Raw genomic sequence first — 12105 nt, forward strand, 5'->3', positions numbered from 1 at the left:
AAGGGAGTAAGGGAGTAACGAAGAAGAATTAATAACCAATGACAAATGACTAATGACAAATTTCACAATTCAATTACCGCCTTAACTTGCATATTGGTTAAGGTGGCAGCTTTTCGGCTGGAGGCTTCATCTAGTCGGATATGAACTTCTACTACTCTGTTGTCGATATTGCTTACGGGATCTGTGTTGATAACATTCTGCCGTCGCACTTGCAAGCCTTTGCGATCTACGATTCCCTGCAATTCAATGGGGAGATAATCACCAAAGACTCGCACTTGCTGCCCTGAATGTACTTTGCCGATGTCGCTTTCGTAGACTTCGGCTATCACATACATCTGGTTAGTTTGTCCAATATCTGCAATGCCATCATTTGATACTAATTCTCCAGGATGGGTATGGATCTCAAATACCTGTCCATTTTGAGGCGATCGCACCTCAGCCTGTTTTAAATTAGCTTTTGCCAAATTCATGGCTGCTACGGCACGATTGATTTCTGCTTGGACAGCTGCTACATCCACTCCCCGCACTTCAGCGATTTCATCTAGTTTTGCTGTCGCTTCTTTTACCTGTTGTTGACTTGTTGATTGGATACGATTTAACTGTGCTTGAGCTTCTTGCAAGCTTTTTTGGGCAGTTTCCCAGTTTAAACGCTTGCTATCCCGTTGGGAGGCGGAAATTGCCCCCTGTTGATATAACTGCTGATAGCGTTCGTTTTCTGCTTGGGCGTTACGCACTTCAGCTTGGAATCGCTCAATTGTCGCTACTTGGGCATTAATATCACCTTGACGTTCGGCTTCTAAGCGAGCGATCGCGGCTTTTTGGGCAGCAATTTCACCGCGTTTAGCACCTGCTTGGGTGCGGTTTAGGTTAGCCTGGGCTACTTTCACTTGTTCCTGTGCCTCTTTTAATGCTGCTTCCAGGCGATCGCGGCTGTTCAAAATTGCAATTACCTGTCCTGCTTTTACCCTATCTCCCTCCTTCACCAACAACTTTTCTACTCGGCTTCCTTCCGGAGACACCGCAGCAGAAAGTTTTATTACTTTTCCCTTTGGTTCGAGCCGCCCTAAAGCTGTTACCGTTTTTAACGGTGGCAATTGTCTTGCTGGAATTTGTGCCTCTGAATTTGCATAATTTTGCCAGCGTTTTACTATATAAAAACTTATTCCGCCAACCAATAAAGATGCAATTATACCTATAGCAACAGCTGGACGCAGAATAGACTTAGGGAACATTCTGTACCCTAGTTTTGAGTTTCGCACCATAGATTACCTCTTAACTAGTGGCGCAGAAAAAAGAATAAATTAGGCTTTTCTCAGTATTTATTTGCTAATTCTTACTTCTTTAGTCCGTTATTGTTGATTTATCACTTAAAAGCCCATAGAATAATTTAGAAATTGTTGAGATTTTACTTAAATAAAGTTATTTAGCTAGCGAGGAGAACAACAGATATCTTTGCTGAATGAGATATTTATGTTCTTGGCAAACTACCTTTGTTTTATGAAAGTACTCAGGTATAGTAGACTGTTTTCAAATTGCAGGTTGTAACAGCGCCAACAATCAGATTACAAATTTTATACTTTTTGTATCCCTGAATACTTGATCTCCGAGACATAAGCCATAGACACTAATTGTGTATTTAAATACTAAACACATGAAAAAAACTAGGCTTTTTAAATTTCTGTTGCCTTGTGTAGCTGTAGCCCTACCTCTAGCTTTGATTGGATCTTTACGCCCAACTAAAGCACAATCATCAAGTGTGCATCTGTGCGTGGGCAATCCAAGTAATGCAACAACAAATGTCTCATCTCCAAACAACTATTTATTAGTAAAACCTCAATATGCGCTGAGTTACAGCCGCGATAAAGGGATTGCAAATTGGGTGTCTTGGCAGCTAAATTCCTCGTGGCTAGGTTCCACACCCAGACAAGACAACTTCCGTGCTGATACTGCTCTCCCTAGTGGGTGGTATCGGGTAAGTAGCTCTGACTATTCTGGTAGCGGGTTTGATAGAGGACACATGACACCTTCTGCTGACAGAACAAAGACAGTAACCGATAACTCAGCAACTTTTCTCATGACGAATATCGTGCCACAGTCACCGGATAATAATCAGGGGCCATGGGCTTCACTAGAAAACTACTCCAGAAGCTTAGTGAGCCAAGGGAATGAACTATGTATTATTTCTGGCACTTACGGCATTGGTGGAACTGGATCGAATGGCACAAAATATACAATTGCTAATGGCAATGTTCAAGTTCCGACTAGGGTTTGGAAAACTATTATATTTAACCCAGAATCTGGGGTTACGACTAGCACGCGGGTTATTAGTGTTGATATGCCTAACATTCAAGGCATAAGAAATAACGATTGGAAAATATATCGAGTTTCTGTTGACTCAATTGAAGTTAAAACAGGCTTAAATTTATTATCGAATGTGTCAACATCTGTTCAATCTGTGATTGAATCTAGAGTTGATAATTTGTAGATAAATCAAAACTACACAAGATTTAATATAATTCGTAATTAATAAGTTTGTTAATTTCAATCCAGAGATTGAGTTAATCTATAAATTAATTACGAATTAGCTACTAAGTTTCCACAACTTTAGTAGAAATACCTGCTAAATCTCCAGATGGAGTTTTGCCAACAATATAAACATCAATATCTATCGTACCGATCCGATAAACTTTAATTTCATTGAGGTTATCTTTAAGAATCTGGACAAGTGTTTGAAATTTTTTAACATTTTGTTTCTGTTCTTCGTCATGCCACTCTTGTTCATAGGCACAATTCCGAAATAAATAATCTAAAGCCACTTCCTCAATCGGTGAGTCTTGGGGATGATTTGTTAACTGGAGTAGTTTTTGAGTTGTCAGACCGTTCGCTTCACCAGTCCATAAAAAAACCTCAAAAGGGTAGTCTGACTCGCTCATCATTAATAAATCAGCAGAAGACTGTTTTAATTTTTCAGTAATTTTGTTACTCATGAGTCATTAATTTCTGATACCGCTCATACTGTATCATCACCCGCTCGTTTTAACTGCTGCAATAACAGTATCGTCATTTACTAACTTGCCATCTTCCATGTGGACGATGCGATCGGCAATATCGAGAATACGGTTATCATGAGTGACTAAAAGAATGGTACAATGTTGCTCTTTTGCTAATTGTTGCATGAGGTTGACCACATCTCGTCCCGATTTACTGTCAAGGGCGGCGGTAGGTTCATCTGCTAAGACAATTTTAGGACGACTAACCAATGCACGAGCGATCGCAACTCGTTGTTTTTGTCCCCCAGATAAATCATCAGGATAATAATTCAGGCGATGCCCTAATCCTACCTCCTCTAACATTTGCGCTGACCGGGCTTTCATTTCTGCCGGGGAAATATTATTATGTACTTCCAAGCCCATTCTGACGTTCTGGAGTACTGTCAGGCTACCGTGCAAGTTATGTGCTTGGAAAATATAACCGTTATTGCGTCGCGCTTGGGTAAGTTGGCCTTTGTTAGCGCCACACAGTTCTTGTTCCAATATCTGCAAACTACCAGATTGGGCAGAACGTAAACCGCCGACTAAGGTGAGAAGTGTAGTTTTACCAGAACCAGAAGGCCCAGTCATAATAATAATTTCACCGGCGTTAATATCCAGGTTGATATCAAAAAGAACTTGCTTGCGGAGTTGACCATTACCAAAATAGTGGTCGAGATTTCTAACAGAGATTACAGCAGGCATACCAATTTTAGATTTTAGATTTTAAATTTTAGATTAGGAATTGGGTAAGTATCTTTATGCCCAATGCCCAATGCCCAATGCCCATTTTCTAAAACATATCTGCGGGGTCGGCAGACTGTAATTTACGAGTAGCGATCGCACCAGAAATTACACACATAATCATAGTTAGAGTTAATACCGTTAAGGCCCGTCCTACGGTCATATAAAGTGGTAAATTGGTGGCATTACGAGTTAAATGATAAAGTCCTAGAGGTGCGATCGCACCGGGAATAAAACCCAAAATTGCCAAAATTATCGCCTCTTCAAACACCACACCTAATAAATAAAGATTGTTATACCCCATTGCTTTGAAAGTGGCGTATTCTTTAATATGAGAATTCACATCTGTAGAAAGAACTTGATAGACGATAATCACGCCTACCATAAACCCCATTGCTACACCCAGGCTGAAGATAAACCCGATAGCAGTATTCGTTTTCCAGTAATTTATTTCAAATTCGATAAATTCTGCTTTGGTTAAAACTTTAACATCATCATCTAAATAAGTTTCTAAAGTTGTTTTCATTTGCTTTGGGTCGTAGCCTGGTTGCAGTTGCACCAAACCGACACTGACACCACTGGCTTCTCGTCTGGGAAATAGTCGTAGAAAATTCTGGTCGTTAGTGATTAACGTACCATCGGCTATAAAGGAGGCTCCGATTGAAAATAAGCCGCTAATGGTAATTGTCCGGCGTTCTATTTCGGTTGTGACAGTTTTACCCTGTTCTATTTTAGCGATCGCATCATTATAATCTCCTCTAGAGGCGCGATCGAACAAAACGGTATCCGGTAGCTTAACATCATCAATCTGGCGATTCACATCCGCTAAGTTAAACACTTGCTGATCTGGATTGAACCCCATAACTAATATTGTCGTCTTCTGATGTGTTTGGGGATTTTTCCAATCAACAATGTTGATATACATTCCTTCTGCCGATTTTACACCTGGTACATCCATTGCTTGATACAGGCGTCGCCGCGTAAAGCTAGACATATTTGGCTAGGTTACGTGCTTTGGGACTGATGACAAACATATCAGCCTGCATACTGCGATGTATGATTGTGTTACTTTCAAACAGCGCATTCTGAAATCCTAGCTGCATGAACATCAGAACATCGGCAAAAGCAATGCCTGACAATGCCACTAAAAGACGGCCTTTTTCATGACTCAGTTGCAGCCATCCTAAAGGCGTTCGCCGCCGCACTTGTTCGATTAATTTCATAATAGTGGGGAGTGGGGAGATGAGGGAGCAGGGGAGTGGGGAGTAAGAATTTTAGATTTTAGATTTTAGATTTTGGATTTTGGATTAAATTTCAATCTAAAATCCTCAATCCAAAATCTAAAATTGAATTGCCCAATTAAATTTCAATTACCGCTTTAACTTGTAAATTAGTTAGGCTAGAAGCATTTTGACTGGATAGTTTGTTGAGTTGCACATGGACTTCCACAACTCTGGCATCAATATTGCTAGAGGGGTCAGTGTTGATCAGATTTTGCCGCTTTACCTGCATACCAATCCAATCCACTCTTCCCTCTAATTCATTGCGTAGGGAATCACTGCTTACCCGCACATCCTGTCCGGGACGCACTTTCTTGATATCACTTTGGTAGACTTCTACTACTGCATACATCTGGTCGGTTTGACCTAAAGCCACAATTCCTTCATTGCCAACAGTTTCTCCGGCTCGTGTATTAATCTCCAAAATTCGACCGGCTTTAGGAGCCACAACATAAGCCTGCGCCAGTTCTGCTCTAATTTTATCTACGGTAGCTTGAGCGCTGTCTACCTCTGCTTGTGCATTTGCTATATCTGTTGGACGGACTTCAGCAGTTTGATTTAGGTTAGCTTTTGCTTCGTTAATCTGCTGTTGCAAGCTGGCGAGGGTTTGATTCTGGTTAGCTTTTGCTTCGTTAAGCTGCTGTTGTAGGGTAGCTATAGTTCTTGTCTGAGTCGCTTGGCTTTCAATTAAGGCTTGAGTGGAAGTTTCGGCGCTTAAGCGTCTGCTATCAACTTCCTGGCTAGAAATTGCTCCTGCTTTATATAAAGTTTCGTAGCGCTGCACGTCAGTTTCGGCATTACGTCTCTCGGCTGCTACACGAGCCACTGTTGCTTGCAAACTCCCTTGTTGCCCAAGGAGTTCTGCTTCTATACGATTGATTGTGGCTTGCTGAGTTTTAATGTTTCCTTCTAGTTCTACTTGCAAACGATTCACGGTAGCTTGACGCGCTCCAATTTCTCCCTGTTTAGCTCCAGCTTTTACCTGATTAAGGCGGGTTCTGGCAACTTGAACTTGTTTTTGTGCTTCAATCAAACTAGCTTGTAGGCGATCGCGGTTGTCCATAATCGCAACTATCTGCCCAGCTTTGACGCGATCGCTTTCTTTCACCAATAGTTGGTCTACCCGATTTCCTTCATTAGAAGAAGGCGCTGACAGTTTTATTACCTCTCCCTTTGGTTCCAACCGCCCTAATGCTGTTACTGTTTTTACTACAGGCTGAACGGCTACGGGTACTTTTTGCTTTTCACTAGCTGTAGCCTGAAGCTTCATCACCGCATAAACACTGATTCCACCTATGGCTAGAGAGCCAATTATTGCAAGTATAAGAGGCGATCGCAAAAGATTCTGAGAAGAGCTTAAACCCTCTGAAGTCCTGTTTTCCCTCATAGATTCCCCCTTACCACCAGTAGCAACCTGTACTAAACTGTTCAGTTCAGTTTATGCTAAACTAAACGGACTAGTTTAGTCAAGAAGATACAACTAAACTCTTTTTAGCTTTATCGAGGAAGGCAGTTATTGCAGAAGTAGCAAAGGTTAAATATCTCAACTGTTGCGTCAGCTTCCCGCAGGGTAAGAGAAGTGGCTCCCCCTATCCCCTCCACCCCTCTATTTATTTTCGCCATATTCTACCGGGGCATTTTGCAGCATCTATTAATATTGTTTATAAGAAAGGATAATTAATAAATGGTACGCATCAAAGCTGGCGAAGTGGATCGAGACAATTCCGTTGATAAAGTGGAGCAAATTCTGCAAGGAGCAATGCAAGAATTCCTTCAACATGGCTATGCTGGCACAAGTATGGATCGGGTAGCGGTAGCAGCAGGTGTTTCTAAAGCGACAGTCTACAGCCACTTTCAAGATAAAGAAGGACTTTTTAAAGTACTGTTAGAGCAACTGGCAAGCAAAAAAAACAACTCCATTTTTGGCACAGAACCTATTGAGGGAGAACCAGGCGCTATACTCCACCAGGTAGCAACCAAAGCATTAGAGCAGATGATTAACGACAAAGAACATAGCGCATTTATGCGAGTACTAATAGGGGAATCTGGGCGTTTTCCTGAGTTAGCTCAAATTTGTGTTCGGGCGATGATTAAGCCAGTAGCGGAAACTCTAACTCAATACTTAGCGGCTCCTGAATTAAAGATACCTGACCCAGAGGCAACAGCGAGAATTCTCATAGGAGCATTGGTGCATTTTCATATTACTCAAAATGTAATGCATGGAGAGGACATTATACCAATGGAAAGCGATCGCCTGATTGATGCCTTGACACACCTAATCAATAAATGCGCCGATTAGATTGGCTGTTTCCCAGCGCTTGTTCGTTGACATACTCACCTGCCTGAAGGCGAGGTGATTCTTGACGCTTCGTTGACAGGTGCTACCGGAGTAGTCTTATCCCGTCTCTGCGTCCGTTTAGAGTCGTGGCAATGCCCTATCCCGACTTTATAGTCCCCGCCGTTAACGGCGAGGTCTCTTATATTTTTGGCGGCGTTCTCGTCTCGGTCGTGTTCAGTTCCACAACTCAAGCATTGAACAGACCGAACTTTTAAATCAAGCTTCCCCCATTTGTAGCCACACTCAGAACAAACTTGACTTGTTGGTTCCCATCGACTCATAACACGAAAAACGCGATTAAATTTCTCAGACTTGCCCTCGCATAGCGTCCTAAATTCTCTCCACCCCTGGAGGCTGATAGCTCTTGAAAGCTTGCGATTTTTAACCATTCCTGACACATTTAAATCTTCCAAAACAATAGCTTGGTTTTCGCTAACAATCTTGGTAGATAACTTATGCAAGAAGTCTTTGCGGGTATCCGCCATTCTGTTGTGCAGTTTTGCGATTTTAATGCGAGTTGTGTTTCTACGTTTCGATTCTTTAGGTTGACGTGCTAGTTTTTTCTGAAGTTTACGAATTTTCCTGTCTAAAGTTGAATACTTAGGACTTTCGGCTTTTGTTCCATCTGACATTACAGCAAAGGTTTTGATACCCAAGTCTATACCAATGCTTATGTGTTTAGCATCAATACAAACAGGTTCAATCTCTACTACAAAGCTGAGAAAATAACGATTAGCACAATCTTTGATTACCGTAACAGAACTAGGGGCAGAGGGTAAAACTCTTGACCAAATAGGGCTAACGTTACCAATCTTGGTTAAATAAACTTGTTCCCCCTGAAAAGAAAAACCACCAATTCTGAATCGTGCTGATTGTTGATTAGTTTTCTTTTTAAATTTTGGTCTACCTACTTTTTTACCTTTTCGCTTACCTTTAAACGAATCAAAAAAGTTTTTGTATGCAATGCCTAAATCAGCAACCGACTGTTGCAATGGAATATTAGAAACTTCAGATAACCATTGTCGCTCAACAGTTTTCTTTGCTTGGGTAATTACCAATTTTTGCAAGTCGTTGTTACTTGGCAATTTTTCCGATTGTTTACAAATAGCCAGGGCATCGTTCCACACAACGCGAACGCAACCAAACAATGATCGCAAACTCTGTTGCTGTTGGTCTGTCGGATAGAAACGATATTGATACCTAGCTTTCATGGCTAATGCTGTCAGAAGGCCAGATATCACCTTGATTGATTGAGATCATCTTTGCCAAATTACCCATAATAAAAGAACCCCTCCCCGCTTGCTCTTACTACGGTGTACACACAAGTACTATCTGAAAGGGTTTCAGGCGTTATAAGCCCCTTAAATTGTCATTACGAGCGCAGTGATAACGGAGCGAACGCGAGTGCGTCTCGTAGAGAAGTAATCACATAATCCCGTGGTTAAAGCGATTGCTTGTCTACGAGACGCACTCGCGTTCGCAATGACAGACCTTCAGAGCGATCGCACAATCCTATTGCTAGAGGACGAAACCAAGTGTCAGGTGGGATTTCACGACTTGTGTGTACACCGTAGGCTTGCTCTTGGGGGAGACAAGGCAAAGCTTTGACGTTAACATCACTACACAAGCTACAGTTATAGCAGCCCCAAAAGGCTCACAGTCATGGGGCTGTATCCGTTTGTATTCCTTATTGCTAGCCAACTTAACATTAAAGCATACTTTATCTACCTTAGCTTTTTCACCAGGTAGAAGAATAAATTGGGCAAAAAGAGTAATTTTTCTAGATATGCTCTAACCACGGTCATCTCTCTAATTTATTCACAAACTTGAGGCTTTCTCATAACTCAAAAAAAATTACGAATAATGACTGTAAGAGCTTGTTTTACAATAATTGTTCCATCTAGAATCATACAAATTTTTATCCAACCCTATACAAAAGGTCTAAAAATTAAATGGATGATTTAAAACAATTAGACAAGTATGCCTTTCTAGTCTTAACAATGAGCAGAGAAGGTTATTCTAGTCGCCAGATCGCCCAGCAGTTTCATTTAAGTTATAAGACAGTAAAGGATATTGTGGAACGATTTTCTAACTGGCGATAAAATGAAGGAAATTTCCAATCCCCCGTGCCTCTGTCAAATCCCAACATCAAAGTTTTGAAACCCACGGAGGTGGGTTTTATTTGTGTAGACGCGGTTTCTAACCACCGATTTCACGTCACATTAAGCAAAGCTGTACTTAGTCTATCTTGCAGTCAACAACATAAACACAAAAGCCGCACCTTTAAGTGTTAGTGCGGCTTTAAGTTCCACAGAGATGGGTTGGTTCTATGAATATTCGTAGAAAGTATCTGGGATGTTTGAATGTCCCAGCACTTGGGGTTATTGCATCCCCCACTGGTTTAAGGTTCCATTTTTATCTCCAGTGTACGTCTGTGCAGACGCGACTGGATGCACACTGAAAAAACCCATTGGTGTCTTCTGTGGGCAGAACGTTAAGTTTTTTCCATAGAAGCTACAATGTTGCCTCCGGCTTTTTTCGTTCTTTACAAACTGCCATAAATATATACTCTAGCGATCGCCAGATTAATTAGGCAGGAATGACTTGAACAATTAGTGCGCGTTTATCCAGCGACTGGATTTTACCTACTTGACTGAGATCATTTGCAATTCGGTCTAGCAGTTCTCCTGCTTGGTCACGATATTGATGTTCTCGGCCCCGTAAACGGATGGCAAACTTCACTGAATCGCCTTTACTCAACCACTGAACTGCTTTTTCAATGCGTAGATTGTAATCAGCGACGCCCACGTTTAGACCGAAGCGAACTTCCTTTACCGTGGGTCTAGCACTCTGGCTTTGACGTTTTTTCTTTTGGTACTGAAGCTTCCCATAGTTGAGAATCTTCGCGATAGGAGCGTCTTTGCCTTGAGAGACTACAACTAAGTCAAGCTCTAAGCTTTCAGCTAGCTGTAGCGCCTCATTGGTGTCGATCAGACCACGATTATTATTCTCATGGTCAATTAAGAAGACGCTAGGGGACTTGATTTGTGAATTAATCAGTTGCTTTTGGATTGCGATAATGAATTTCTCCCAATTCTTTAACACTTTACTTTGCCGATAATGCCAATTTAACACAACACTGAATCAGAGCAACTTTAACTACACAATGGATGGCAATCTGCTAGAATTAAGCACTGTGGCACTCGCTCTCAGTCTTTGCGCTACTGCCCATCCAGCTTTTCAATAATTTTTATTCGTCCGCCTAAGACTGACGCCGCCATTGGCGACAGGCCGATGTTATTTTTGGAGTCTTATGTCTTTTTCTACTCTCGGCTTGTCCAATGAAATTATCCGTGCCGTTACCGAACGAGGATACACCGAACCCACGCCAATTCAGATGCAGGCGATTCCTGCCGTTTTGTCAGGTAGCGATTTGCTAGCTGGGGCACAAACTGGCACTGGTAAGACCGCTAGTTTTACCCTGCCACTCTTGCATCGGTTGTCGTCCGACAAAAGCAAAGGTACATCTAATGGATATCCACAAATCAGGGCGCTGATTCTCACCCCAACTCGTGAACTAGCCGCACAGGTAGAAGAAAGCGTGCGCGAGTACGGCAAATACTTGCAGCTAAACTCAATGGTGATGTTTGGTGGAGTCAGCATTAATCTGCAAAAACAACGTTTGAAGGGTCGAGTGGATATTCTGGTCGCTACTCCAGGGCGGCTGCTAGACCACGTACAGCAGGGCACAGTCAACCTATCGCATATTGAAGTTCTGGTGCTAGATGAAGCAGACCGGATGCTGGATATGGGCTTTATTAATGATATCCGCCGTATCCTCTCACTTCTACCCAAAAAGCGGCAAAATTTGCTATTCTTCGCTACTTTTTCGGACAAAATTAAGGCACTGGCTGCCGGACTGCTCAATCACCCAACAATGATTGAGGTCGCACGCCGCAACGTTACCGCCGACACGATCGCACAAAAAATTTATCAGGTAGACCGTGACAAGAAACGCCAATTACTGGCCCACCTGATTCGGCGAGATAATTGGTATCAAGTGCTAGTGTTCACTCGCACTAAGTACGGTGCTGACCGTTTGGTTAAGCAGTTGGGCGAAGACCGCATTCAAGCATTGGCAATCCACGGTAATAAGAGCCAGCCAGCGCGTACCCATGCTTTGGCAAAGTTCAAGAATGGCACTTTACAGGTATTAGTAGCGACAGATATTGCTGCTAGAGGTCTTGACATCAGTGAACTGCCCCATGTAGTCAACTTCGATCTGCCCAATGTACCAGAAGATTATGTTCATCGCATTGGGCGTACTGGTCGTGCTGGGGCATCAGGTGAAGCCTTATCGTTGGTGTCCGTTGATGAATACCCTCTATTGAAAGATATTGAAATACTAATTGAGCAGCGCTTGCCAAGGGAAGTGGTAGCTGGTTTTGCACCCAACTCCGATACCAATGCCGAACCAATCCCAAATGGACGGCAACACAGAGTCAAACCCGGAGGTGATAAGCGTCCGGCTCGGACTCCTAAACCTTTACCACAGACATCGGCTAAACGTAAAGCAGCACCACCCGCCATTAATGGCGATAAACCTGGCGCTCGTTCGTCTGCATCACGCCGTTCTGCGAAACGCGATCGCTAATCTTCGTCTTAAGCGTTACTCTTTCAGCAACGCCCCTAAGTGGACATAATATAAGTCCTA

11 protein-coding genes and 1 pseudogene are annotated in these 12105 nt (G+C 42.4%); 4 read left to right on the forward strand and 8 right to left on the reverse strand.

Features of this window, described 5'->3' with window-relative positions:
- Positions 1-62: 62 nt before the first annotated feature.
- The gene (locus ANSO36C_RS27810) at positions 63-1259 is read right to left on the reverse strand and encodes an ABC exporter membrane fusion protein (protein WP_251960460.1); all 1197 of its coding nucleotides are present in this window, start codon (positions 1257-1259) and stop codon (positions 63-65) included.
- 392 nt (positions 1260-1651) lie between these two features.
- Here ANSO36C_RS27810 and ANSO36C_RS27815 point away from each other — a divergent pair, with 392 nt between their 5' ends.
- The gene (locus ANSO36C_RS27815; protein ID WP_251957394.1) at positions 1652-2485 is read left to right on the forward strand and encodes a DNA/RNA non-specific endonuclease; all 834 of its coding nucleotides are present in this window, start codon (positions 1652-1654) and stop codon (positions 2483-2485) included.
- A gap of 103 nt (positions 2486-2588) precedes the next feature.
- Here ANSO36C_RS27815 and ANSO36C_RS27820 read toward each other — a convergent pair whose 3' ends face one another.
- The 4 genes and pseudogenes from ANSO36C_RS27820 to ANSO36C_RS27835 all read right to left on the reverse strand — a co-directional run bounded on the left by ANSO36C_RS27820 (position 2589) and on the right by ANSO36C_RS27835 (position 6440).
- Positions 2589-2987, reverse strand: coding sequence for a nuclease A inhibitor family protein (locus ANSO36C_RS27820; protein WP_251957395.1), 399 nt, complete (start codon positions 2985-2987; stop codon positions 2589-2591).
- Positions 2988-3023: 36 nt separating this feature from the next.
- The gene (locus ANSO36C_RS27825; RefSeq protein WP_251957396.1) at positions 3024-3734 is read right to left on the reverse strand and encodes a DevA family ABC transporter ATP-binding protein; all 711 of its coding nucleotides are present in this window, start codon (positions 3732-3734) and stop codon (positions 3024-3026) included.
- Between the two features lie 88 nt (positions 3735-3822).
- Positions 3823-4999: pseudogene (devC, locus tag ANSO36C_RS27830) on the reverse strand (ABC transporter permease DevC).
- A 133-nt stretch (positions 5000-5132) separates the two neighbouring features.
- The gene (locus tag ANSO36C_RS27835; protein ID WP_251957397.1) at positions 5133-6440 is read right to left on the reverse strand and encodes an HlyD family efflux transporter periplasmic adaptor subunit; all 1308 of its coding nucleotides are present in this window, start codon (positions 6438-6440) and stop codon (positions 5133-5135) included.
- A gap of 297 nt (positions 6441-6737) precedes the next feature.
- Here ANSO36C_RS27835 and ANSO36C_RS27840 point away from each other — a divergent pair, with 297 nt between their 5' ends.
- Entirely contained in the window at positions 6738-7352 is a 615-nt protein-coding gene (locus tag ANSO36C_RS27840) for a TetR/AcrR family transcriptional regulator (protein ID WP_251957398.1), read from the forward strand.
- Positions 7353-7387: 35 nt separating this feature from the next.
- Here the strand turns inward: ANSO36C_RS27840 and ANSO36C_RS27845 are convergent, their stop codons facing one another.
- Together ANSO36C_RS27845 and ANSO36C_RS27850 are read right to left on the reverse strand one after the other, a co-directional pair.
- Positions 7388-8632, reverse strand: a complete 1245-nt coding sequence (locus tag ANSO36C_RS27845; protein WP_251957399.1) for an RNA-guided endonuclease InsQ/TnpB family protein — start codon at positions 8630-8632, stop codon at positions 7388-7390.
- Positions 8633-8832: 200 nt separating this feature from the next.
- Positions 8833-8991: a hypothetical protein gene (locus ANSO36C_RS27850; protein ID WP_251957400.1), complete on the reverse strand. Its 159-nt coding sequence runs from the start codon at positions 8989-8991 to the stop codon at positions 8833-8835.
- A gap of 400 nt (positions 8992-9391) precedes the next feature.
- On the opposite strand from ANSO36C_RS27850, the gene ANSO36C_RS35195 reads away from it, so the two are divergent.
- On the forward strand, positions 9392-9493 hold the full coding sequence (locus tag ANSO36C_RS35195; protein WP_410174732.1) for a helix-turn-helix domain-containing protein: 102 nt from the start codon (positions 9392-9394) through the stop codon (positions 9491-9493).
- Positions 9494-9980: 487 nt separating this feature from the next.
- Here ANSO36C_RS35195 and infC read toward each other — a convergent pair whose 3' ends face one another.
- On the reverse strand, positions 9981-10496 hold the full coding sequence (gene infC, locus ANSO36C_RS27855) for a translation initiation factor IF-3 (RefSeq protein ID WP_251957401.1): 516 nt from the start codon (positions 10494-10496) through the stop codon (positions 9981-9983).
- A gap of 208 nt (positions 10497-10704) precedes the next feature.
- Between infC and ANSO36C_RS27860 the strand changes: the two genes are divergently transcribed.
- The gene (locus ANSO36C_RS27860; RefSeq protein WP_251957402.1) at positions 10705-12045 is read left to right on the forward strand and encodes a DEAD/DEAH box helicase; all 1341 of its coding nucleotides are present in this window, start codon (positions 10705-10707) and stop codon (positions 12043-12045) included.
- The last annotated feature ends 60 nt before the right edge of the window (positions 12046-12105 follow it).

It is taken from the genome of Nostoc cf. commune SO-36 (genome assembly GCF_023734775.1).
GTDB lineage: Bacteria > Cyanobacteriota > Cyanobacteriia > Cyanobacteriales > Nostocaceae > Nostoc > Nostoc commune_A.

Excerpts from the sequence above, each read along its gene's own strand:
- ANSO36C_RS27815 (WP_251957394.1), top strand. The coding sequence starts at position 1,652 with ATGAAAAAAACTAGGCTTTTTAAATTTCTGTTGCCTTGTGTAGCTGTA.
- ANSO36C_RS27820 (WP_251957395.1), bottom strand. The coding sequence starts at position 2,987 with ATGAGTAACAAAATTACTGAAAAATTAAAACAGTCTTCTGCTGATTTA.
- ANSO36C_RS27840 (WP_251957398.1), top strand. The coding sequence starts at position 6,738 with ATGGTACGCATCAAAGCTGGCGAAGTGGATCGAGACAATTCCGTTGAT.
- ANSO36C_RS27860 (WP_251957402.1), top strand. The coding sequence starts at position 10,705 with ATGTCTTTTTCTACTCTCGGCTTGTCCAATGAAATTATCCGTGCCGTT.
- ANSO36C_RS27825 (WP_251957396.1), bottom strand. The coding sequence starts at position 3,734 with ATGCCTGCTGTAATCTCTGTTAGAAATCTCGACCACTATTTTGGTAAT.
- ANSO36C_RS27835 (WP_251957397.1), bottom strand. The coding sequence starts at position 6,440 with ATGAGGGAAAACAGGACTTCAGAGGGTTTAAGCTCTTCTCAGAATCTT.
- ANSO36C_RS35195 (WP_410174732.1), top strand. The coding sequence starts at position 9,392 with ATGAGCAGAGAAGGTTATTCTAGTCGCCAGATCGCCCAGCAGTTTCAT.